The following is a 23,265-nucleotide window of genomic DNA, read 5'->3' as shown; positions in this document are numbered from 1 at the left end:
AATTCCGCTCAAATAGTAAGAATTTTGCGCTAATTTGGCTTATTCTTTAAAATTTAAAGCTCCAAGGCACCGCGCTTATTTTGAAATTTTGCTCGCGATTTCGCGTTATATTTTAGTGCTAGCGCGATGAAATTTTACCGGTGCTACGTTATTTTGAATTCTACCGCGAGCTTGCGTTCAATTTTAAGAGTCAGGCGCTAAATAGCGTCTTGACTTGGGATTTGCGCAGTATCTAGCCACGCGCCGCGGTAGAATTTTATCGATTGCCATGGTGGTACGTCGTGATGCTGTGGCAGGCAACGGCGCGCCGTTAAATTTTAAAATTTTAACGTTTCGGCTGCGATATCAGGCGGCAAGACGTAAATTTATTCGCTGATTTTGCGATTTTCGAGAAGCTATCTGCGGTGTATTTTATCGCCCGTAGCGTATCGCAAAGTGCGGGCATGACGCAGAGCTCAATCAAATTTATCGGCGAGATACTAATAAAATTTTACCGAGTCGGCTTAGCGCGACAGTTAAGTTTTTTATGGACGAGCTTAGCGCGAAATTTTGCTTAAATATGCCGCGAGCTGTCCGTAGGCGATGCCGCTGTCGTTGCAAGGAACGGCGCGGTTTAGATGAAATTTTATCCCTCGCTCACGCAGCTTTTCGCACGTAAGATTTAGAAGCGTCGCGTTTTGAAAGACCCCGCCGCTTAGCACGACCTCGAGCCCGAAGCCCTCCGCAAACTCCGCGATGAAGTTTGCGATAGCGCTTATAAATTTCGTCGCAGCCAAGCGCGGCTCATCGTGCAAAGCTTGCAAAAATGCGTCTTTGTAATCGATCACATAGCATTCGCCGCCAAGGCTCCACGGCGCCTCGCCATCTGAGGAATTTGCCGCGGCGTTTGATATGGAATTCGCCGTAGAATTCGCTGTGTTTATTGATAAATCATAATTTATCTCGCCCGCGGAATTTAAACTACGAGCGTTTGTCGAATTCGGCGCGTATATAAAATTTTGTTCGGTATCGCCGATTGTGGAATTTGCCGCGGAATTTTCCGCATCGCTAGCCGAGCCGCAAACGTTCGCGGCGTTCGTGGCTGCAAATCTTTCACCGCTATTAGAATTCGTCGCGCGGCTATCGCGATTTATCGAGCCGCTAAAATTTTCCGCTATTCGCACCGCGGCATCGATAGAATTTCCTCTGCAGACGCCGCCTTTATCCTCGCGTTCTGCACTGCGGATAGGATTTTTCGCCGCGCCAAATTTCTCGGGCATGCGCACCGCAGAGTCTATAGAGCTTTTTATCTCGTCAAAAATCCCCGCTTCGCTTGCCGCGCCCGCCCTTTTTAGCGCGAACCTGTAACTCTGCTCGCAGCCATCGATATATAGGTTCTCAAGTCGCATGCCCGCTTCGCCGTCGAAGCTTACGGTTCGCAGGCCGCAAATGACCGCAGCAAACGCATCGAACAGCCGCCCTAGCGAGCTTGAGCGGATGGCACGCGGCGCGATTTTTTCTAAATTTGCGACTTCGCTTGCATTAAATTTTGCCAAAAACTCGCGCGCAGCGTCCTTTGCACTAAATTTAAATATGAGCGCGAGCGCAAGTTTGTAGATGTTTTTTATCGCATTCTCGCCGCCAATAAGCGCGATCTCGTCAAATTTTGCGACGCGACGGTAGCCGTGCGGGTCAAACACCATCACCTCGCCCCCCCAGATCGTGCCGTCCGTGCCGTAGCCGGTGCCGTCAAAGCAGAAGCCGAGGTATTTTTTGCCGCTAAAAAGCAGCTCATTTTGCGCTAGATTCGACACCAGATGCGCGAAATGGTGCTGGTAGCGGATCACGGGGTATCCGCGCCGCTCGAAAAATCGCGTGTGCGAAAACTGCGGATGCAGATCCGCGATAACGGCGTCAAACTTCAGCTCGTAGGCGCGCACGAACATATCCAAAAGCGCGAAAAATCGCTCATTCGTGGCAACATTTTTAAGATCGCCGATGTAGGGCGAGATGAAAATTTGCCCGTCTTTGTAGATCGCAAACTGATTTTTCAGCTCCGCTCCGAGCGCCAGGAAAGTGCCTTTTAGCCGGAATTTGCTAGGGAAAATTTTTGGATTCATTCCGCGAGATGTTCGCAAAAATAGCGCGCGATTTAAAATTCCGCTCGCTTGATCGTTCGCGCTTTTGAAATTTAACGCTGCGACGCCGTTTTTAAAATTTAATGTTGTGTCCTGGCTGCCTGGGGTCGCGCCTCGCTTACTATTTGAAGTCGCAAAGCGCTCGCTATCCAGGACTGCGATATTATGCATGACTTCGCTTGACGCCGCTACGTCGCTTTTTAAATTTGAAGGTGCGGCGCCAAATTTATCGCTCAATGTTGACGCGCCCTGCTCGCCTTTTGCTTTTTTGAAATTTTTCGCGTTCTCGGGGCTGCGGCGCTTCATATCAATCAATGCCATGCCGTTTTTAAAATTTAAAGATGCACCGTCGCGTTCATCGTTTGATGCCACGACGTTGTGCCCGTCATCCGAGAGCGTGTCACAACTATCTATCGCCGCATCGGCGCTTTCATCGGCTGCCGCCGCATCGCAGATGCTACCTAGTGCGGCGCTTTCTTGCTCGTTTTTTGCTTTTTTGGATAAATTCTGCGAATTTTTTAGCTCGCAAACGGCTACTTGCGAGCTTTGCGGACCTTCACTCGGATCACGCTTCGAGCCTTGCTTGGAATTTGCCCGTTTCAGATCATCGCTTTTCGAGTTTGACGTATTTTCATTCGGCTGCCGCTTTATAATCACGTTCAAATCGGACTTCGTATCGATCGAGGGAAGCGACATAGCATGCGGTGCTTCAAAATTTTGCGCCATATTCTCGCTGTGAGCCCGGGTCTCAAGCGTGTATATATTGTGCGTGCGATCGTTTGCCCTCGCGCTTGCAGCTTCTTTTTTAAATTCCTGCAAAAAGGCGATACTATCGTCACTCGGCGTTAAAATTTCGCGGTCGTTATCCAGGTAAAACGAGATGACGCTGTCCAGCTTCGCGCGCAACTCCTCGCTGCTAAAAATAATGGGCTCGCCGCTAATGTTGGCGCTTGTGGCGACGATCGGGCGATCAAAGTATTCAAAAAGCAGTAGATGCACGCCGGTATTGGCTAGGAAAATGCCGATTTTATTAAGGTTCGGCGCCACGCTTGGAGCGATAAAAATCGCACCCGCCTTAAAAATCGCCGAAAAGCTTGCGGGCAAACGCACAAAATCGCCCTCGCTATCAGAATAGGCGCCGTGCGCGTCCGCTACACACGCCTGCGCAGAGCATGAGCCTTCCGAATTTATCGTCTGTTGCGGACTCGGCTCGCACGTCGCACGCTGCAAGTCTACCCCATCCTCAGCATGTCGCAAGCTCTGAATATTTGCCAAATTTTGCGAAATAGACTCGTCCGTCGCAAGCCGAGAATCAGGCTCATTCGCCGCGCATCGCGAGTCTTGGCTATCCACTGCGGGTTGCAAATTTAAATTATTGGTTGTATGTCGCAGCTCTAGCCCGCCTTCTGCTTGCAGCGAGCTCAAATTTTTAACCGCGCACTGCAAATCAGACCCATCGTATGCGCGCTCTAGCTCGTTTTCTGCGCTCCGCGAGCCGCCCTCAACCGACGCATCGCAGGAGAAATTGCGGCGCGCCGTTTTGCTAAAAATTTGCGCACTCTGCAACCTGCCCTGCTCCGCGCAAACTCCAATATTTTGCGTGCTAAAATTTTGCGCCGCGCAATTGCGTAAATTTTGTAGCGCAGAGCCCTGCCCTTGCGCCGATTCTTCTTGCTCACCCGCAAATTTCGGCGATATAGGATTTTTGCTTTGCGCCTTTAAATTTTGCGTGCCGAAATCCGCCGCAAAGCCCGCCTCTGTGCGCCAAACAAACTCGCGCTTTTTTAAAATCACGATCGGCTTGATGTTGCAGTCTATCAGCGCCTCTTCCTCCGCGCTTAGGTTTGCTGCGCGCCCCGCCTGCGCTGCGTCGCGACACATGATCGCAAAAGGCTTGCTCGGACGCTTTTTAAGCGTTCGCAGCATCCGTACTGCGCGCTCATTCGTCGCATCGCAGACGATGTGAAAGCCGCCCATCCCCTTGATCGCGCCGATCTGTCCACGCCGCAAAAGCTCCGCCGTGCGCGCTATCGCCTCCTCGCCGCTAGATAAAATTTCGCCGCCTGTGCCGCATAAAAACAGCTGCGGGCCGCAGTGCGGGCAGGAGATCGGCTCGGCGTGATAGCGGCGCGTGAGCGGGTCCGTGTATTCGCCGCGGCAAAACTCGCACATCTCAAACTCCCTCATCGTGGTGTTTGCGCGGTCATACGGCAGCGCGGCGATGATGCTAAGGCGCGGGCCGCAATCGGTGCAGTTGATAAATGGGTAGTGAAAGCGCGGATTTTGCGGGTCGTAAAACTCTTTTTTGCACTGATCGCAGATCGCAAAATCGGGCAGGATCGGGTTAAATTTACGCCCCTCTTTGGACTGCGTGATCTTAAAATCAGTAAAATTTTGCGCAAAATCTTGTGTATTAATATCTGCGCGAATAATCCTATCGATTCGGCAAAGCGGCGGCGCTTCGCTGCGGAGGCGCTGCTCGAAAATTTTTAAAATTTCTTCTTCGCGCAGATCTTGCCCTGCGCTTTGTGGATCGTGTTTAAAGCTCTGTAAATCCCGCTTCGCGCCTTGCAAGTCGCGCTTAATATTTTGCAAGCCTTGCGACGATTCATTCTGCGACATACCGCGCTGCTGCGACGAATCTTGCACGATGAAATTTTGATCCGACGAAGCGGGCGAAATGGAGCCCTGCTCGTTTAGATCGGTCTCGAACAAGTCTGGTAATAGTTTATCGCCCGCTGCGGCCTGAAAATCTCTCGTCAAATCATGCGGCAAGCTCGTCAAATCTGAATCGGGCAGGCTTACTAAATCATTCAATAAATCGCGCGACGAGCCGGTCAAATCATTTGGCGAGTTCGGTGCGTTCTGCGACGAAAAGGAGCTCTCGTTTAAATTTGAACTTGCAAAATTTTGTGATGAGTTCGCGGCTTTGTTAGAATCCGACTCGGCAGAATTTAAAGACCGAGCAGCTGATAACGATACTTTCTGCGCTTGAATTTCGTTAGAATTCGGCTCATCTAAATTTAAAGGGGCGGAATTTTTATCAATCGAGCCTTTTTGCGGCTCGGAAAGGTCTGCACAAACGATGATTTTAACGCCCTCGCCGTCGTTATAAACCTCGCCTTTTAGCCCCAAATCCACGGCGAGCTTGTAGACGAACGGGCGAAACCCGACCCCCTGCACTGCTCCGAAAACCTCAAATTTAGCCGCTTTCATGTATGTGCTTTCATAAATTGCGCGGTGCAGGAGCTGTTTTGCAAGCAAGTTGCGCTCGCAGCGGGCGGATAAAACGTACCGAGCGGTGCAAAATATGCTCTAAATTTAATAAAATTTGTTCTTTCACGCCCGCGCCCTTTGCCGCTTTTTTTGAAATTTCGCGCAATCTCGTTTGCGCTAAGCTTACCAGCATGACGCAGCTATCGGCGCCGCAATGTCCGCGCAACTCGCTGTTTTGCGGACAAGACTTAGGAGTTTTACCAAAAATTCGCATATATGCCCGATCTAGCGAGCTTGAAGCGCGAAGCTGTCGCTAAAGCTCGCGTCAAAATTTTTGCAAAGCTTAAGCATCAAATCCGCAAATTTGCGCCCGCTAAACATCGCTCCGCCGAAGATCAAAACGTCAAAGTCCTCTTTGCACTTATCCGCCAGATCGCTTAAAAAGTAGCCCAAACTATCGAAAAATCCGAACGCAAACAGCTTTTCATTGGCTCCTGCGAGCGCATAGCTCATCGCCGAGCGCAAAATTTTATCCGCTTGCAGGCAGCCGCGCTCGTCCGTGCAAAAATCAAGCCGCACCCCTTTGCCGCCCGCAAAATCCTCCGCAGCCGCCGTCAAAAATTCCGCATCGCGCCCCCAGATAAGCTGTGCAGCCACGCTAAAGATACCGTAAAATCCCGCATTTGCGCTTTTTAGAATTTCATCGATTTTTGCGGCGTCTACGTTAAATTTGGCGCTGAAATTTTCAAGCAGTTTCGCACCCGTTTCGTCGGCGCAAATTTGCGCCTTAAGCTCGTCAAAACTGCGCGGCAGATCGAATTTAAGTAGAATTTTTTTGGAGCTTTCGCTATAAATTGCGATCTCATCATCCGCGCCCGCGCCCAAAAAGCAGCGCAAAACACGTTTTTTGGGATCATCTAAAAGCCCCTTTTCGCGGCATATAAGCGCAAAAAGAGCGGAGTTTTTGTCCTTTGAGTTTTTTAGATAGGCGCTTGCGCTCTCACTTAAAAAGTCCTCGTTTTGCACGATCAAAAAGCCATTTTGCAGCGGCGCGACCTTAAAAATTTTATCTTTCTGCGCCGCGCTTTCGCATTTTGCGCTTAAAAAATAGATCCCGTCGCTTGCCAAAGCGCGCCCCAGCGCAAACACGAATATGTCGCCCGCAAGCTTTACGTCAAAAAATTTAGGCGCGTCCTCGTGATTTTTTCTAAAGATCGCATTAGTTTTTAGGCTTATGAGCGGTTTTTCGAAGGCTGCGAGCGCGATTTTGCTCTTTTCGTCGCTCACAAAAATCCCATCCAGCGCCCCCACCCCTGCGGCTATTAGAAAATCAGCGCTAAAATCCACGTCCGCCTTGAGCGTGAAAGTTGCGCCGCCGCGTTTAATCTGCACCTGCTGAGCATGAAATAAGTTTATGCGGCAAAACTCTAGTAAGCGGGCAAAATTCTCCCTATTTACCGCTTCAAATTTTCCCTCATGAAGCACGCTAGCGCCGCTTATTATTGCGAATTCGTTTTGAGACGGCTCGGAGTGAGCGAGGTATTCCTTCATCACTCGCGGGGTAAAATTATTAAATTTAGCCGCGCTACGGGCGTTTGAAATTTCATCCTCTAAAAATTTACTTATATCGCCCGAGGAGGTATCTTCAAACGTGCCGTTAAATTTCAGCGTTTTCGCTTCGGCGCCGTCCTCGTCCACCACGCGCACGGAGGATTTTGCCAAAAATATGGAGTTTGGGATCAGCGGCATCGCCTCGTCGCTAAATTTTAAAATTTCATCCTCGCTACCGCGCACGAAAAGGCTTATTAAGCTCGCCTCTTTTTTTAGGCAAAACTCCAGCGTGCTTTTGCGAGCATAAAACAGCAAGAAGTGCGCTATTAGCGCGTTTTCATTAAGGTAATTAAACTCATATGCTACTATCATCTCGCCCCCTTTTTGCAAATCGATCCGCGATGTCTTGGGCGCTAAGATCGGCGATTTTTTCATGCGCGAAACCAAGATCGGATAGGTGCTTAAGCGCCGTTTTTTCCATGATTTTTGAGGACTCTAATATCACGGAGCTTAGCTTAAAGCTCGCTTCTTCGATGCGCCTCGGCACGACCGCTAAAATTTTAACGTGAGGCAGATCGCCGCAAAGATCCATCATCTGCAGGGTTTGAAGCATTTCGACCTCGTGCGCCGAACCGCTCCAGCTGATCTGCTTAGGCATCGCGTCGTAGTCAAAAAAATACACCTCGCCGCCCTTTGCGCCGTCCGCGTCTATGCAATCTACGAGCAAAATTTCATCAAATTCCGCCATCGTAGGCATTAAAAAGCTAGCCAGAGTCCCGCCGTCGATAAATCGGATCTGATCCGCGCTGCTGCTCGGCGCGGCTGAATTTACGGCGATGAAGTCCGCATTGATAGAGCTTTGCGCTGCGTAATTTATGACGGAATTCTGCGAAGTAAAATTTGAAGCGGAATTTTGCTCGGCGGAATTTTCTGAAGTAGAATTTCGGTCTAAATTTACTGCTGCGAAATTTTGCTCGGAGATAAAATTTTCATTCGCAGAATTTTGCAAGGGGTCGCGCTCTGTGGAATTTTGCAAGGTAGAATTTTGTATCGCAGATACTTGGGCGGAATTTTGCATAAAATTCTGCGCCGTTAAATTCTCGCCCGCCATAGAATTTCGTGCGGCGGCTTTAGGATAAAATTTATAGTTCTGCGCGAGCGCGCGGACGAAGTGCACGCCTATGCCCTCGTCCGCGTAGATGACGTTGCCGATACCCAGTACCAGCACCCTCAAGCGTGCTCTTCCTTTTTAAATTTATAGCCGCTTACGATCGCATCCATCGCGCCGTCTTTGCCCTTAACGGCATTGAAAATCGCCATATAGATGTGGATCGGTACGAAGATTATGATGATATTCATGCAAAGATGGTGAATCATTCGTACCTCGCTTAGACCGCCCATCGCAGCTTCCAGCGGGCGTAAGAGCCCGTATAGCGCACCGCCGAGCCCTTCGTGATAGACATGCACATATAATATCATACCCGTTAGGCAGATTACGAACAATACTAGATAAAAGCCCAGATAGGAGATAAACTGTAGCGGATTGTAAACGCCGCGAAGATGCGGGTGCTCGCCCAAAAAGATATAGTATTTGATCTGAGCTATCCAGATGCGCGGGCTAAAAAAATCCTTGATACTCAAAAGCTCTTTTCTGCTCTTTTTATCGAAGAAGAAAAGGTAGGTTTTAAAAATCGCCGCGCCGATCATCGCAAAGCCGAAGATCAGATGCACGAATCTAAATTTAGCCTGCATGAAAAGCACCGGCTCGGGGCTTACCTCGGGCGCGGTAAAAACAAAAGCGATATAATATCCGGTGATCACCAAAATCGTAATGCAAAGCGCACGCAGCCAGTGCGTGAGCCTAAGACCGATTGAGAACTCGTATTCCGCAAATCTTTTTTTCATCGTTTATCCTTTGCTGGGATCTACCCTATAGCAGCCAAGCTCCGCCCCTTTAGCGTCCATTACGTGCACGGCGCAGGCGATACAAGGATCGAATGAATGGATGCGGCGGATAATCTCTAGTGGCTTGGAAAGATCGGCAAGCTTAAGTCCGATCAAGCAGGATTCGTAAGCGCCCATAGCACCGTCTTTATCCTTCGGTGTGGCGTTCCAAGTAGACGGCACGACCGCCTGCCAGTTTTTGATGACGCCCTTTTCGATCCTGCACCAGTGGCTAAGTGCGCCGCGCGGCACGTGGCCGATATAGCGACCTTTGTACTCTTTGGAGTTATCGATTACATATTTTGCGCAGGTTTCGGTATCGCCGCTTTTGATGTTTGCGATCAAATTTTCTAGTGCAATCAGTCCGTTATCGGCTACGACTTTAGCTTCGATCATACGGCACGCCGTTCGTCCAAGCGTCGAAAATACCGCCTCAAGCGGCAAGCCGGTATCTTTTAGGAATTGATCCACGACCTTTACTACGCGCTCGTTTTTCTTAGCGTAATTTACCACGATATTTGCAAGCGGTCCTACTTGAAGCGGTTTGCCGTCGTAGCGCGGAGCCTTGATCCAGGTGTATTTGCCCTGGGTATCGAGCACCTTTGTATGCGCTTCTTTGCCGTGCGCGTCGATGCTCTGTCCGTCCTTAAGGCCCGTATAATTCGGCTCTTGCTCGCCGTCGTAAGGATGAAGCGCCGCATCGTTTTTATACCACGCATGCGTTGCCTCCTCGGTGATCTTGTTTTCATCAAGCTCCAAAACCTTGCTAATATCGCCGTTCATAATCATGCCGCTTTGAAATAGCCATTCGTTCTTTGAAAGCTGAAATTCTTGATGAGTCCATAAATTTGCCACGCCGATATCGTTTAGCACGCTAGGCTCGTTGCCGTAAGCCTTCGCAGCCATTACGAGATCAGGATAGTAGGCGCGATTTACGAAGTCCGCGACCTCTTTAAATTTAGACATATATTCGCCCAGTCTTGCAGGACTTAGGATATCCATCACGCAGGTTACGCCGCCTACGGTAAGACTTTGCGGATGAGGCTGCTTCGCACCGAATATCGCCATCATCTGAGCCGCCGTGCGCTGAATGCGCAAACACTCAAGATAGTGCGAAAGAGCAATCAAATTTTGCTCCGGGCTAAGCTTATATGTAGGATGGCCGAAGTAGGCATTAGCGAAAGGCCCTAAAGCGCCTTTCTTAACGAAAGCGCCCACGCGATCTTGCACCTCTTTTAGCTTATCGGCACCGCACGCATAAGGGGTGTCGCAGTATTTAAACGCCTCTTCGCTTGCTTTTTTAGGATCGGCGCTAAGCGCGCTTACTACATCTACGAAATCAAGCCCGTGGAGTTGATAAAAATGCACCGGATGATCGTGTAAAAATAGCGCATTAGCCATCAGTGTGCGCGTTAGCAAGGCATTTAGCGGCGGAGTGATACCGAGGGCGTTTTCTACCGCGACGATACCCGCTTTGTAGTGCGAGAAGGTGCATACGCCGCAAATTCTTTGCATAAAAAATCCCGCATCGCGCGGATCTCTATTTTTTACTATGGTCTCAAGCCCGCGCCATAAAGTGGAGCTACTATAGGCTTCACGTACGATGTTTTCGTCGTCCACTACGACCTCTATTCTTAAATGTCCCTCTATTCTGGTTATCGGATCTATTACGATTCTTTGCGACATGATTATTCCCCTTTATCTTTCTTAAATGACGCAATCGCCGCGTGTGCCGCTACCGCAACACCCGTGATCGCTAAAATTCCGATACCTATCTTATCTGCGGTAGCATCAGCGCCGAGCCCGCCGAAAACGCTTTCGTAAAGGCGATCCGCCAAAGGCTCCTCAAAAGGTCCCATATGATCCCAAAAATCAGGCTCCGAGCAACCTATGCAGCCGTGACCAGCCTGTACCGGCCAGCTAGTGTGGGAGTTGAAGCGCTCGCGCGAGCAGTTGTTAAATGTATAAGGACCCTTGCAACCTACTTTATAAAGGCAATATCCGTCCTTTGCGCCCGCATCGCCGAAGCTTTCTACAAACTCGCCCGCGTCGAAATGTCCGCGGCGCTCGCACAGATCGTGAATGCGCAGCCCGTAAGCCCATTTAGGTCGGTTATAAACGTCAAGGCTTGGAAGCGTGCCGAAAAGGATGAAATTTAGCACGTTGCCGACGATATTTTTTTCGCTAGGCGGACAGCCCGGGACGTTGATGACGGGTTTGTTTATGATTTTGTCCAAACCTACGGCGCCGGTCGGATTCGGAGCCGCGGCTTGAATACCGCCGAAGCTCGAACAGGTGCCGATCGCAAATATCGCCGCAGCGCCTTCGGCAGCGTGTTTGCAGTGCTGAGCTCCGCTTTTGCCCTCAGGACCCACGGTTAGAAAAAATTCATTCTCGCCGCTTGGAATTCCGCCCTCGACCATTAAGATATAGCGCCCCTTGTATTTTTCGATCGCGCCCTCTAAATTTTCCTCGGCTTGCCAGCCTGCGGCAGCCATTATCGTCTCGTGGTATTCAAGGCTGATGTAATCAAATATAAGGCTGTCGATCGTAGGCGTCTCGGTGCGTAGCAAGCTCTCGCTACAGCCCGTGCACTCTGCCATATGAAGCCAGATCACAGGCAAGCGATCCGCAAGCTCCGCAGCTCGCGCCACGCTAGGCGCAAATGCGGCCGGAAGCCCGAGCATCGCGGTCATCGCTCCGCTCCATTTCATAAAATCGCGACGTGAAAACCCTTTGCTCTTAAGCCTTTCTTGTATGCTCTCCTCTGCTTTTATTCGCGGCAAACGCTCAACGGCATCAAGTCTAGCCGAAATTTGAGCCAAATCAACCATAATGTCCTCCTGAAATTTAGGATATTTTTAAATGGCATTCTATCGAAATTTAGAATTCATGCACCTTAAATTTTGTTAGATTTAATTAAAATTTTATATTTATTCATCGTCTAGTAGGTTTTAAATTTAAAAATAAAAGGCGGATTAAAATTTAGCGCGGTGGGCTAAACTTTAAATTACGACAGAGAAAGCATTAAATTTTATGAAGCGTTAAATTTACGAAGCAGTGAAATTTTATCAAGAATTTTATAGTATCGAAAAGCAGTTCAAGATAAAGCAGGCGTAGGTTGGATGATTTTGTGAAATACTAGCGAGGCGCACTATGTGTGCGCCGCAGCGAAGTATTTTTGCAAAACCATTCGTTAAATCTTTAGAAAATTCTAAAAATTTCTCAAAAACTAGCTTACCAGTTTCGTTGCATCTTGGATATTGATATTTAGTCCAAGCTGTTCGTTGCTTAGCCCAAGAGCAAGTCCTACCAGCTGAGATAGATGAATGATCGGCTTTCTTGCCTTGGAGTTCATCGCTTCTTGGTATCGCTCCTGATAGATATCAAGCTGCATCTGACATAGCGGACAAGGGGTAACTACTACGTCCGCTCCGTGCTCGGCAGCGTCATTTACGATCTCGCTTGACATCTTTTGAACCGATTTTACCGCAGGATAGCTAGCGTGAAAGCCGCAGCAATCAAGGCGCTTTTCAAAAGGCACGATCTGAGCGCCAAGTGCGCTAACTACAGCTTCAAAGCTTTTCGGATTGGTCGAGCTTTCTTTTTTAAGCTCTCGCTCCGGTCTTAATGAGTGACAGCCGTAAAATAGAGCTACTTTTAAATTTGTTAGCGGCCTCGTGACCTTAGCTTTTAATGTGTCTAAGCTTTGATATAGCACCCAAAGCAGGCTTGTTATCTCGGTGCTTCCCTGATACTGCATACCGCCCTCTTTTAAAAAGGTATTGATATAGCTTTTGGCTCCCTTATCCAACGCAAGCTTTGCTTTAGTTAGAGTTAGCATACAGGTGGAGCAGGTAGTTAGCAGAGGCATATTCATACCCTCGGCTAGCGCGATGTTTCTAGCATTAGCTACTAAGCTTGCCATAGGATCGACGCATTGAGCTTGACTAGCCCCGCAGCAGCTCCAACCTTTTATCTCGTGAAGTTTAATACCCAACACCGGAGCGATCGCTTCAAGTGAAATTTTAGATTCCTTTGCGGCTTGACTTAAAACGCAACCCGGGAAAAATGCAAATTCGTTATTCATCCTCTCCTCCTTATTCTATCTCGCCGCTAGCTTGAGCCTTACGCGCGGCCTCTATCATCTTAACGAGCCCCGCATGTCCCTCGATCTCCTCACCGCCTAAAGCATGAAGAGGATTCATCTTGCCCGCCATCATTAAATTTGCCGCTACGTCCATCTTGCCCATATTTGCAAATACCCCTTCGCTTCTTAAAGCAAGCTTGATCTCGTTTAATCTTCCGCTTCCCTCTACGATGTCTAGTAGGAACGCCTCCGCATGTCCCGGACCGCTTCCTGCGGTAAGTCCTTTTTTCATCGCTAAGGCGCGAAGTGCGGTGATGTCGCTTTGAGCGCTTATGCCTTTAGGGCAGCGATCGGCGCACTCTTGGCAGTGTACGCATAGCCATAATCCGTTTAGCACTGCAGGCTTTAGATGAGGCATAGCGTCCTTGCTTCTTGAATCAAATGCGGCACGATTTGCATGGGTAAAAACAAAGGGCTGCATATAATCGCTCGCGTCCGCTTCTAGCTTATTGCATTCGCTAGCGCAACATCCGCAAAGGATACAATCCCACTGCTTTTTAATTCGCTCCATCTGCTCAGGGCTTTGCTTACAGCCCTTCTCTGCGCTAAATTCTTTCTTAGGAGTAATCGTAGGTTTGATCTTTCTTAAATTTTCGATACTAGGCTCCCAATCCACTACTAGATCCGAGATCACTCGAAAATTATTTAACGCAGAGATCGTAAAACTATCAGGATTTTCATACTCTGCAAGCAGAGCCTCCATCTTGGTATCGCAGGCAAGATATGAGTGTCCGTTTACCCTTACGGCACAGGCTCCGCATATCGCCATACGACACGCTGCGGTAAAATTTAAAGTGATATCTAAATTTTGCTTTATAAACTGCAAAACTCCAAGCAGGGTCCTTCCTTTGATCTGCTCTAAACTAAGCTCATAGGCTTGCTTATAATTTTTGCTTCCGTCGAAGCGGTCTATGATAAATTTCATTGAGGTTTCCTTCCGTCAAGAGAGAATTCCGTAACGACGACCTCTTTGTAGCCCAAGCTTAGCTCGCCTGCGTCATTCATCGTCACGATACTGTGCTTTAAGAAATTTTTATCGTCGCGCTTAGGATAATCCTCTCTGGTATGCGCGCCGCGGCTTTCCAGCCTCTTTTGCGCAGCCAAACACGCACAGCGCGCAAGCAGGATTAAATTTCCAAGCTCGACGTAGTCGGTAAATGCGGTATTCATAACAGGATTTACATCTGCGACATGCAGCTCGTCGTAGCGCGCTTTGATACCCTCTAAATTTTGCGAAAGCAGATCAAGCTTTTCGCCTGTTCTAAAGATACCCATATTGTCCCAAAGCTGCGCGCCTAGCTCTTCGCGCAACTCATACATCTCGTTTGCCTTGCCCGAGCCGTTTGCGATCTGCTTAAATTTAGCCTGCCATTTTTGCGCCAGCTCACTCGCTCTTTTACCGTCACCGAAGCCGCTTTGTTTTGCAGCATAATCCGCTGCGCCGAGCCCTGCGAGCTTGCCCGTTACGACGGCGTCGGTTAAAGAATTTCCGCCCAAGCGGTTTGCGCCGTGAATCGAGATACAAGACGCCTCGCCCGCGGTGTAAAGCCCCGAAATTTTAGTGCTCATATCGTCAAATTTAGACACTTCGATGCCGCCCATCGAGTAGTGTGCGGTCGGACGAATCGGGATCGGCTCCTCGATTAGATCGATACCCTCAAACAAAATTGCGGTGTGTCTGATCTTAGGAAGGGCTTTTAAAATTTTATCTTTTCCAAGGTGCCTTACGTCAAGTAGCACGTATGCGCCTAGCCCCTCGCCGTAGCCCCTGCCCTCGCGGATCTCGGTTTCGATCGCGCGAGCTACGACATCGCGCGGCGCAAGCTCCATCTTTTCGTGGTAGTTTTTCATAAAGCGCTCGCCTTTGTTATTGAGCAGATATCCGCCCTCACCGCGCGCAGCTTCGGTGATGAGCGCGCCGCCGCTTTTGATACCGGTCGGATGAAACTGCACCATCTCCGGATCGCTAAATCCAAGACCCGCGCGCAGTGCCGCTGCGATACCGTCGCCGGTAGCGATATAAGGCACCGAGGTGCGGTTGTAAAACATCCTCGTATATCCGCCCGTTGCTATTATCAAGGCTTTGCAGAGCACTGGATAAAAATCGCCGGTTTGGATATTTCGAAGCACGACGCCCTCGCATCTGCCCTCAGGTGCGCTGATCTCAAGCAGCTCGTGATCGATTAAAAATTTCACGCCATTGCTGACCGCATCGTCAAAACAGGCGTGCATCAAGATATGGCCCGTCTTATCGGCGGAGTAGTTGCATCGTTTTTTAGACGCGCCGCCCATAAAGCGCTGTGCTACGCCGCCAGGAACGCCGCTTTCTTTGCCGTCCACGCCGCCGCTAGCGTTTCTGGAAAACAGCGTGCCGATATAATCCATCTCGGCAATCGTAGGGCCCGCAAGCTCGCAAAATTTAATCGCGGCATCCTGATCTACGAGATATGCGCCGCCCTTTACGGTGTCATAGGCGTGAAGCTTGTATGAATCGCCGTTTGCGAAGCTCGTAACGCCGTTGATACCGCCTTCCGCCATACAGGTAGCGTTGCGCGAAGGCATCATCTTTGTAGCCACGACGACGCTGAGATTTGGATTACTCTTTCTTACCGCCACGGCTGCGCGCAAACCCGCGCCTCCCGATCCGATAACGAGTACGTCCACACTAGGAAGGCCGCCTTCGTTGCCGCCGTCTGCGCTTTTACTCTTGTCGGTATCCACGCAGCCGCTAAGGCTAAGCGCGCCGACGCTGATACAGGCGGATTTTAAGAAATCGCGTCTGTTGAAATTTGATTCACTCATTTTCCTCTCCATTTGAGAAATTCTTAGCTTAAGTTTAAAGTTCTAAACTAAAAGCGTAATTTTAGTTTCATTTTTAACATAAGTCAAATATTATTTAGTGTATCATTTCATAAGAATTAAATTATCAATTGGAGAGGCTAAATGAATTTGCATCGCATGGAGCTAGTATTAAAAGTAGCAGAATTCCGTAGCTTTACTAAGGCTGCCGAGGCACTTAAAATCCCGCAGCCGTCGCTATCACAGAGCATTTTATCACTGGAACGTGAGCTTGGAACGCAGCTTTTTAACCGCACGAGTAATCCCATTTCGCTTACGCACGCGGGAAAAATTTATGCTAGTAAAGCCAAAGTCATTTTTGATGCCATAAACGACCTAAAAAACGATATCTCTGAAATAAGCGGCGTAAAAAATGATAAAATTCGCATCGGTTTTTCGCAAAACGGCTATAATCTACTGCCGTCGCTACTGCCGATGTTTTGCAAGAAATTTAAGGATTCGGATCTACAAATCACGCAGTTTTCTTCTGCGCTTAGCATTCGCGAAATGCTACTTCAAGGTGATCTTGATGTCGGTATGCTGATACTGCCCATCGATATGAGCGGGCTTGACGGGGTTAAAATTCTAACGCAAAAAACCTATGTCGCTCTAAGCTCCACCCATCTGCTCTCGCTTGAGTTTAAAAACGAATCTGTTCCCAAAATTGACATTTCGCGCTTAAAAGAGGAAAGATTCATCCTGCCTAATCAAAGCCTAAGAAGCGCCGAGCAAATAGATGCATTTTTTGCCGCCGCAGGCTTTGCGCCGAAAGTGCTGTGCCGCACGGAGACCTTTGATATCGCCAATGCTATCGTCGCAAGCGGCGCAGGAGCGTGCTTTAGCATACCGCAGATGATAAAAGAGGATAAGGCGAGCAGGATAAAGCTCTTTGACGTAGGCGCGCGCGAGCTCGATAATACGCTGATAATAGCCTACAAAAAAGGCAAACGTCTAAACCATCTAGCGCAGGCATTTATCAAAACTGCACGTAAAATTTCTAATGAAATTTAAAATTCATAGCTCGCAACGATAAATGAGAGATTGAGCTTTTGCAGCACTTTGCCTCTCTACTAGCTTTTACATAAAATTTTATAGCAGATTTCGCCCGAGCTTAGGTAAAATTTCAAACTAAGCTTAAATTAGAATTTTGCCAATAAAATTTTTTATTGCTAAAATTTCACTCACAATTTACGACGGAATTTAGAGCGAAATTCTAATTTTTCACTCCATTTAAAATATCCAAATCCTTGTTATACACCTTGGTATCTACTTCAAAAATTCCAAGCAGCGTGTGAAAAAGATTATCGTGCGAAAAAGCATCATCCTTATGCGATTTAAGCGCGCCTAAATCGTATCTTTCGCGCATTTTTCCCTCACCTAGCCAAACGATCGCGCCGATATGCTTTTGCGCCTCGGGAGCGAAAAGATAGGGCATGCCGTGCAGATAAACGCCGCCCTCGCCGAGGCTCTCGCCGTGATCGCTCATATAGATCATCGCCGTTTCGTACTTCTTAGAATATGGTTTTAAAAATTCTACAACCTTGCTTAAAAAATAATCCGTGTATAAAATCGCGTTATCGTAGGCATTTGAAATTTCTTGCTGCGAGCAGTTTTCAAGCTCGTTATCGCGGCAAACGGGGCTAAATTTTTCAAATTCTTTCTTATAGCGCTTAAAATACGCAGGCCCATGATTGCCCATCTGATGCAGCACGATTAATACGTCTTTGCCCGCGTTTTCGGCGATAAATTTATCAAGCCCCGCAAGCATCCCCTCGTCCCTGCACTCTACGTCGCAGATCGGATTATTTTGCGGAATTTTAAAATCCTGATATTTTACGCGCAGCGCCACACCTTTGGAATCGGAATTGTTATCGCGCCACAAAATCGCCATGTCATCAGCGCGGTTTAGTATGTCTAATACGTTTTGCTCCTCTGCAGCCTTTTCGACGCTAAATTCATCGCGATTTAGCAGCGAAAACATGCACGGCACGCTTTGCGCCGTCGAAGTGCCGCAAGAATGGGTATTACTTAGGCTTACGACGCCCTGCTCTTTAGCTAGTAGCGGATTAGTATCTCGCTCGTAGCCGTTTAGCGAAAATCTATCCGCTCTCGCCGCTTCGCCCACGACTACGACGACGAGCTTTTTTGAGCTTGTGGAATTTTCATCGATATGCGCGTCCGTAGCGATTTGCATCAGAGGCTGCGAGCCCTGCTTTTTAGATTTTGCGACAAATTTAACGCCGCTGTAGATCCAATATCCGGGATTTGCGTAGCTGCGTAAAATTTTATGCTCTCTAAAAAACGACGCGTAGTATTTGCTAAATCCAAAAAGTAGCGCCGCGATGATTATTATGCAAATGCCCGCCGCTTTGAGCTTAGCTAAAATTTCAAATTTAAGCGGACGGTAGCTAACGCGCGCGCGAGCAATCAGCACGCAGGGTAAAATACCCAACACCAGCACATAAATCGCTAGTCTCGGGCTAAAAAGATCCGCTGACTCGGCAAAGTTCGTCTGGGCTGCGTTACGGATCATCTCCGAATCGATTACGACGTTATAGCTATCCATGAAATACGCCGTAAACGACGAAATAAAAAAGCAGATCATCAAAATCGGCTTGGTCGTATAACGCGAGCTAAAAATTGTAAAAAATAGCGTCAAAAAAGCGATCAAAGCCGCCGCGTCGCAGACAAGATAGATAAAATTTAGTCCCGAGATTCCGTAGGCGTTTATGATATTTTTAAAAAACGAGAAGTTAAAAAATGCCACAAAAGCAAGCGAGCTTAGAAAAATAAGCTTCTGCTGCGACGGATTTTTAAAAAAGCTAGGCACGAAGCGTTCCTTGAGATAAAATTTCAAGTTGAAATTTTACGGCGTTTTGGTAAATGCTCGGAAATTCCGCGCTTCGTATCTCACAAATCGCAGCAAAATTTTTGTGAAATTTTAAAATTCCGCGCGTATTCATCTTAGCTTCATCTTGGAATTTTAAAATTGCGCCATCCAAAATAAATTTGGAAATAAAATCAAAAGGATTAAAGATGAAAAATCTTAAAGCTTTAGGCGCATTCGCTGCTACATTCGCCCTTGCGGGTGCATTAAACGCAGGAAGTTTTAGCGAAAAGGATGCTAAAGTTTCATTCGATCAAGCGATAGGGATCGCGCAGCAAAACTTTGGTGACGCGACTATAAAAAGCGTAGAAATCGACGGTGAGCACGGAAGGCTTGTCTATGAGATCGAGTCGTATAAAGAAGGTAGCGAAAACGAGATCAAAATCGACGCTCAAAGCGGCGAAATTTTAAAGACTCAAACGCAAAAGAAGCTAAAGCCTAGTAAAATTGATTATTCGCAGGTCAAAATCAGTGCCGCAGACGCTCGCGCCAAAGCACTTAGCGCAAACGCCGGCTGGGATTTTCGCGAGGTCGATTTAGAAAGTAACGGTGGTAAGCCTGCATACGAAGTGAAACTGCGCCAGGGCATGAGCAAAAAAGAGGTGCTAATCGACGCTGCTACGGGCGAGCAGATCTTGCAGCGTCAAAAATAAGCAAAGGCGTGAGATGAAAAATCAAAGTTTAAAGGGTGGAACAGATAGCTCCGCTCAAACTAGCGAGGCTTTGGACGCTAGGGATTTTAGCATAAACGAAAACGCTGACTATGGCGCCCAAAATGCAGACGCAGCTAAAAATTTAGATGAAAATGCGCAGGATTTTTCGGCAAATTTAGCAAGCAAAACAAGCGAGCGGAATCTCGCGCCCTGCGAGCAAAATTCTAAAGATTTTTCCAGCGTGGAATGTTGCAAAAATCAAAAAAATTCTTCGGAAGCGAAAGATTATAAGGACGAGCGGAATTCTTTGCAGACGCAAGACTTATCAAGTGTACGAAATTTCACTAGCGAGCAAAATTTCGCCGATACAAAAAATTTTTCTGATACAAGTAATTTCGCAAGTGCGCGAGATTCTGCCAGCGCAGCAAGCTGCGCGGAGGTTTGTAATTCTTGCAAGCCAGTGCTTTGCAGCCACTGCAAACGCGAAATCGCTAAGCAAAATTTCAAGCTTGGCTGCGTAGGATTTGGGCTTTTTGCGCTAAATATCGCAGCAGGCGCACTAAATTTTTTAGGGCGGTTAGAAAGCGTAGCGGATAAAAAGGCAAGCGAGATTAGAGCTAGGCAAAAGGCGCCTGTCCAAGGCGCCGCAAAATTTATGCGTTTTTGGCTAAAATAGCGGATTAGAATTAGCAAAATTTTAAAGGAACGCTTTGAAAATTTTACTTGTCGAGGATGAAAAAGATCTAAATCAAATCATCGCAAAATGTCTGAAAAAGGACGGCTACAGCGTAGATTGCGCCTTTTGCGGCAAGGAAGCGCTAGAGTTTTTGGATGTCGCAAAATATGACGCTATCGTGCTTGATGCGATGATGCCTGTGATGGACGGCTTTGAGTTTTTGAAGGCGGCGCGGGTGCGCAAACTGGGCACGCCGGTTTTATTTTTAACTGCGCGGGACGCCAAAGAAGATATCGTCGCAGGGCTTGATCTGGGCGCAGACGATTATATGGTTAAGCCCTTTGATTTTCGTGAGCTTTTGGCGCGACTTCGCGCAATTATCAGGCGCAAAAACGCTACTGCGGATAACGAAATTATCATAGGGCAAGTGCGCCTAAATCTAAGCAAAAAATCGGTCGTCTGCGCGGGCGAGGTAGTGGAGCTAACGGGTAAGGAATATAGAATTTTAGAGCTTTTGATGCTAAATCGCGGTGCGATTTTAAGCCGCGAACAAATCGGCGAGAGCATTTGGGATTTTAGCGACGAAGCAAGCTCAAACGTCATCGATGTTTTAATCAAAAATATCCGCAAAAAGCTAGGCGAGCACGGCGATATAATAGAAACGAAGCGAGGGCTTGGCTATGTCGTGGCGAAATAGCGAGATTTGGATTAAAATTTCGGCGATTACGAAGCAGATTTTTGCCGCTACGGCGCTTTTCATATTAAAATTCGTGCGAAATTTTAAACAGAATTTTGCGCATAATTTTGCGTGTTTAAAGAAAAGCCGCAAGAAAAATCCCACGCAAAATATTAAGTTAAACCGGGCGCTAAATTCTACTCAAAGCCGGGCGTCAAATTTTAGAAATAATTCCACGCAAAATACGGCATCAAATTCCACGCCGAATTTTTCTGCTACAAGCGCAACGCCTGATCTAGCGCAAAATTCTAATAGCGTCCTCGCGCAAAGTCAAGGACAAAATTTCGCGTCTAAAATCACAATACAAAATTTTGCTCAAGCCTTATCTAGAATATTTGCAACCGCTAAGGAGAATTTTAGCTCGCACGCGCTACCTATCAGTCTACGCGTGACGCTTTATTACAGCGTATTTATTTTGGTGCTTGCAGGCGCTATTATCGGCATTTGCGGCTATATTTTAGACGAAGTATCAGGAAGCTCCGTCAGCCAAAAAAAGCTTGCCCGTCTAGTGCAAAAAGCCGCGCGCGATGACAAGCTAAAAAGCTTTGATGACGGTGTATTTTTCTACAAACATGACGGACAAGGCGGCGTGATCGCTGGGTTTGTGCCTAAAGGCTTCGAGCCTGCGTTGCCGCTCTCGCCTCAAGGCGCGCGCGAGGTGGAGCTTGATGACGACGAGTTTTTCTATTACGACGCGCAGATCAAAGGGCGCAACGCATGGATACGCGGCGTCATCGCAGTTAGCGAGTTTGAGCTTGCGATGAAGCGCGTGATGCTGATCGCTCTTATCCTATCGCCGATATTTGTGGTGCTCATCATCTACGGCGGCTACGCGATCATAAAAAGAGCGTTTAAGCCCGTGCGCACTATGTCGCGTACAGCTAGCGAGATCGGAGCTAGCGGCGATTTTACGCGACGAATAGAACTACCGCGAGGCAAGGATGAGCTAAGCGCACTCGCAGCTACGTTTAATGAAATGCTAGCATCACTGCAAAGCGCGTTTGAGCGCGAGCGGCAGCTAAGCGCCGACCTTTCGCATGAGCTGCGTACGCCCGCTGCCGTCATACTGGCTCAAAGCGACTACGCCCTAGCCTACGAGCAAGACGCGAGCGAGGCGAAGGAGAGTTTCGCGGTCATCAACAATCAAGCGCGTAAAATTTCGGCGCTAATAGAGCAGATTTTAGAGCTTGCCCGCTTACAGCGCGGCGCGCGTTTGGCACCCGTAAGCTTAAGCAGAATCGCAAGCGAGTGCGCGCAAGACTTTCAACTTTTGTGCGCACAAAAAGGACTAAGTTTTAGCTCGCAGATAGCCGAGGGCGTGCACGTAAATGGCGATGAGTTGCTTTTGATCAGGCTGATTAACAATCTTTTAAGCAATGCTTTAAAATTTGCGCGCAGCAGCGTCGCTTTAGAGCTTTGCGTGAGCGCAGACGCGTGCAAACTTAGCATAAGCGACGATGGAGAGGGCATCGAGCCCGCTTTGCAAAATAAAATTTGGGACAAGCTCTATCAAATCGAGCGCTCCAGAAATCGCGAGCAAAATAGTGGCGCGGGGCTCGGACTAGCCATCGCCTCGCAAATCGCAAAGATCCATAATGCGCAGATTTCGCTGCGTAGCGAAGTAGGACGCGGAAGCAAATTTAGCGTGGAGTTTAAGAAGGTTTAGGCAGTTTTGTGGGCTTGGCGGCGTAAAAAAATGCTGGGCGGCGAAATTCTTAAAATTTTATCGCCTATCGTTGCTTAAAATTTAACGGCTATAGCAGTATATAGGGGCGATGGTGTAATTTTAAAATTAGGCCGGCGTCACCAATAATATCGGATGATTTTTGCGATAGTCGTGCGCTTTTAAATTTAAATGGGCCAAATTTTAAAATTTAGTTTTACCGCGAAATTCCGTGGCGAATTAATAAGACAAGGCGCGGCATTTTGCCCTTGGGCGAAGTGATAAGGCAAGCACTTTATAGCTTAAGTGGGCTGGCGCGGGTAATTTAAGAATTTTGAGGTATACGGCAAAATAAGCCTTCGCTGAAATTTCACGGCGCAGTATTACAGAATAAACCTTTGCTAAAATTCTAAGACGCCACATTCGGCTCTAGAGAATTTAAATTTAGGAGTATCTAGCGACCAAGTAAAATTTAAATACGGAGCAAAAAAGACGGACTGAGATTTAAGACCGCCTACATAAGCAAAATTTTGTCTTTTTGCCCGCTTCGTCCTCGTAGCTTACGGCGATATAATCAAAGCCGTTTGCCTTACCTCCTGCTACGCAAGGCAGCCCCGCTGTTTATTAGTATGACCCTGCCCCACTCGTTGGTCTCGTATTCGTCCATTTAGTCGTCGTAGCGTGTGCTATAGCCAAATTTTACGCGGGTCTTGCACGGCGGTAGATTAAATTTCACTATATAGCGACGGGCTACTTTTTCTGCATCGAGCTTGTCGAGAAACGTCGCGCTTTAGCCGTGCGCAGTGCTATTCAAAAAGTAAAATTTCCTCGCCC

At 47.9% G+C, this 23,265-nt stretch carries 16 protein-coding genes and 1 pseudogene; 5 read left to right on the top strand and 12 right to left on the bottom strand.

Going from position 1 to position 23,265, the window contains the following annotated elements:
• Positions 1-536: 536 nt before the first annotated feature.
• From Q0369_RS11210 to sdhA, 11 genes and pseudogenes are all read right to left on the bottom strand, one after another.
• Positions 537-5,333, bottom strand: a complete 4,797-nt coding sequence (locus Q0369_RS11210) for a Sua5/YciO/YrdC/YwlC family protein (protein ID WP_367178980.1) — start codon at positions 5,331-5,333, stop codon at positions 537-539.
• Between the two features lie 10 nt (positions 5,334-5,343).
• Entirely contained in the window at positions 5,344-5,607 is a 264-nt protein-coding gene (locus tag Q0369_RS06110; RefSeq protein WP_298097396.1) for a hypothetical protein, read from the bottom strand.
• 11 nt (positions 5,608-5,618) lie between these two features.
• Entirely contained in the window at positions 5,619-7,256 is a 1,638-nt protein-coding gene (locus tag Q0369_RS06105; RefSeq protein WP_298097393.1) for a hypothetical protein, read from the bottom strand.
• The gene (locus Q0369_RS06100) at positions 7,240-7,962 is read right to left on the bottom strand and encodes a hydrogenase maturation protease (RefSeq protein WP_298097422.1); all 723 of its coding nucleotides are present in this window, start codon (positions 7,960-7,962) and stop codon (positions 7,240-7,242) included. The genes Q0369_RS06105 and Q0369_RS06100 overlap by 17 nt, the downstream gene beginning before the upstream one ends.
• Positions 7,963-8,022: 60 nt before the next feature.
• Positions 8,023-8,118, bottom strand: a pseudogene (locus Q0369_RS06095) (hydrogenase expression/formation protein); the annotation flags it as partial.
• Positions 8,115-8,789, bottom strand: coding sequence for a Ni/Fe-hydrogenase, b-type cytochrome subunit (cybH, locus tag Q0369_RS06090; protein WP_298097388.1), 675 nt, complete (start codon positions 8,787-8,789; stop codon positions 8,115-8,117). The gene cybH and the pseudogene Q0369_RS06095, both read right to left, overlap by 4 nt.
• 3 nt (positions 8,790-8,792) lie before the next feature.
• A complete protein-coding gene (locus Q0369_RS06085; RefSeq protein ID WP_298097384.1) occupies positions 8,793-10,514 on the bottom strand; it encodes a nickel-dependent hydrogenase large subunit in 1,722 nt (573 codons plus the stop codon).
• A gap of 2 nt (positions 10,515-10,516) precedes the next feature.
• Entirely contained in the window at positions 10,517-11,662 is a 1,146-nt protein-coding gene (locus Q0369_RS06080; RefSeq protein WP_298097382.1) for a hydrogenase small subunit, read from the bottom strand.
• Between the two features lie 398 nt (positions 11,663-12,060).
• Positions 12,061-12,918 (bottom strand): 8-methylmenaquinol:fumarate reductase membrane anchor subunit, encoded by an 858-nt coding sequence (gene sdhE, locus Q0369_RS06075; RefSeq protein WP_298060921.1) that lies wholly within the window; start codon positions 12,916-12,918, stop codon positions 12,061-12,063.
• Between the two features lie 10 nt (positions 12,919-12,928).
• The gene (gene sdhB, locus Q0369_RS06070; protein WP_298097380.1) at positions 12,929-13,903 is read right to left on the bottom strand and encodes an 8-methylmenaquinol:fumarate reductase iron-sulfur subunit; all 975 of its coding nucleotides are present in this window, start codon (positions 13,901-13,903) and stop codon (positions 12,929-12,931) included.
• Positions 13,900-15,780, bottom strand: coding sequence for an 8-methylmenaquinol:fumarate reductase flavoprotein subunit (gene sdhA / locus Q0369_RS06065; protein ID WP_298097378.1), 1,881 nt, complete (start codon positions 15,778-15,780; stop codon positions 13,900-13,902). The genes sdhB and sdhA overlap by 4 nt, the downstream gene beginning before the upstream one ends.
• A 156-nt stretch (positions 15,781-15,936) precedes the next feature.
• Here sdhA and Q0369_RS06060 point away from each other — a divergent pair, with 156 nt between their 5' ends.
• Positions 15,937-16,827 carry a LysR family transcriptional regulator gene (locus tag Q0369_RS06060; RefSeq protein ID WP_298097376.1) on the top strand — a complete coding sequence of 297 codons (891 nt, stop codon included), beginning with the start codon at positions 15,937-15,939 and terminating at the stop codon, positions 16,825-16,827.
• Positions 16,828-17,029: 202 nt separating this feature from the next.
• Here the strand turns inward: Q0369_RS06060 and Q0369_RS06055 are convergent, their stop codons facing one another.
• Positions 17,030-18,646: a phosphoethanolamine transferase gene (locus Q0369_RS06055; RefSeq protein ID WP_298097374.1), complete on the bottom strand. Its 1,617-nt coding sequence runs from the start codon at positions 18,644-18,646 to the stop codon at positions 17,030-17,032.
• Between the two features lie 206 nt (positions 18,647-18,852).
• On the opposite strand from Q0369_RS06055, the gene Q0369_RS06050 reads away from it, so the two are divergent.
• The 4 genes from Q0369_RS06050 to Q0369_RS06035 are packed head-to-tail and all read left to right on the top strand — an operon-like array spanning position 18,853 to position 22,434.
• Positions 18,853-19,356: a PepSY domain-containing protein gene (locus Q0369_RS06050; RefSeq protein WP_298097372.1), complete on the top strand. Its 504-nt coding sequence runs from the start codon at positions 18,853-18,855 to the stop codon at positions 19,354-19,356.
• 13 nt (positions 19,357-19,369) lie between these two features.
• Positions 19,370-20,032 (top strand): hypothetical protein, encoded by a 663-nt coding sequence (locus Q0369_RS06045; RefSeq protein WP_298097370.1) that lies wholly within the window; start codon positions 19,370-19,372, stop codon positions 20,030-20,032.
• A 34-nt stretch (positions 20,033-20,066) separates the two neighbouring features.
• Positions 20,067-20,729, top strand: coding sequence for a response regulator transcription factor (locus tag Q0369_RS06040; protein ID WP_298097368.1), 663 nt, complete (start codon positions 20,067-20,069; stop codon positions 20,727-20,729).
• The gene (locus tag Q0369_RS06035) at positions 20,713-22,434 is read left to right on the top strand and encodes a HAMP domain-containing sensor histidine kinase (protein WP_298097366.1); all 1,722 of its coding nucleotides are present in this window, start codon (positions 20,713-20,715) and stop codon (positions 22,432-22,434) included. The genes Q0369_RS06040 and Q0369_RS06035 overlap by 17 nt, the downstream gene beginning before the upstream one ends.
• The last annotated feature ends 831 nt before the right edge of the window (positions 22,435-23,265 follow it).

This window comes from uncultured Campylobacter sp. (assembly GCF_938030685.1).
GTDB lineage: Bacteria > Campylobacterota > Campylobacteria > Campylobacterales > Campylobacteraceae > Campylobacter_B.
The sequence above is the reverse complement of the archived record's forward strand: the minus strand, read 5'-3'. Positions and strand labels throughout refer to the sequence as shown.

Bases quoted from the DNA above. Each gene is read 5' to 3' on its own strand.
- Q0369_RS11210 (WP_367178980.1), bottom strand. From the start codon at position 5,333: ATGAAAGCGGCTAAATTTGAGGTTTTCGGAGCAGTGCAGGGGGTCGGG.
- Q0369_RS06110 (WP_298097396.1), bottom strand. From the start codon at position 5,607: ATGCGAATTTTTGGTAAAACTCCTAAGTCTTGTCCGCAAAACAGCGAG.
- Q0369_RS06105 (WP_298097393.1), bottom strand. From the start codon at position 7,256: ATGATAGTAGCATATGAGTTTAATTACCTTAATGAAAACGCGCTAATA.
- Q0369_RS06100 (WP_298097422.1), bottom strand. From the start codon at position 7,962: ATGCAAAATTCCGCCCAAGTATCTGCGATACAAAATTCTACCTTGCAA.
- cybH (WP_298097388.1), bottom strand. From the start codon at position 8,789: ATGAAAAAAAGATTTGCGGAATACGAGTTCTCAATCGGTCTTAGGCTC.
- Q0369_RS06085 (WP_298097384.1), bottom strand. From the start codon at position 10,514: ATGTCGCAAAGAATCGTAATAGATCCGATAACCAGAATAGAGGGACAT.
- Q0369_RS06080 (WP_298097382.1), bottom strand. From the start codon at position 11,662: ATGGTTGATTTGGCTCAAATTTCGGCTAGACTTGATGCCGTTGAGCGT.
- sdhE (WP_298060921.1), bottom strand. From the start codon at position 12,918: ATGAATAACGAATTTGCATTTTTCCCGGGTTGCGTTTTAAGTCAAGCC.
- sdhB (WP_298097380.1), bottom strand. From the start codon at position 13,903: ATGAAATTTATCATAGACCGCTTCGACGGAAGCAAAAATTATAAGCAA.
- sdhA (WP_298097378.1), bottom strand. From the start codon at position 15,780: ATGAGTGAATCAAATTTCAACAGACGCGATTTCTTAAAATCCGCCTGT.
- Q0369_RS06060 (WP_298097376.1), top strand. From the start codon at position 15,937: ATGGAGCTAGTATTAAAAGTAGCAGAATTCCGTAGCTTTACTAAGGCT.
- Q0369_RS06050 (WP_298097372.1), top strand. From the start codon at position 18,853: ATGAAAAATCTTAAAGCTTTAGGCGCATTCGCTGCTACATTCGCCCTT.
- Q0369_RS06045 (WP_298097370.1), top strand. From the start codon at position 19,370: ATGAAAAATCAAAGTTTAAAGGGTGGAACAGATAGCTCCGCTCAAACT.
- Q0369_RS06035 (WP_298097366.1), top strand. From the start codon at position 20,713: ATGTCGTGGCGAAATAGCGAGATTTGGATTAAAATTTCGGCGATTACG.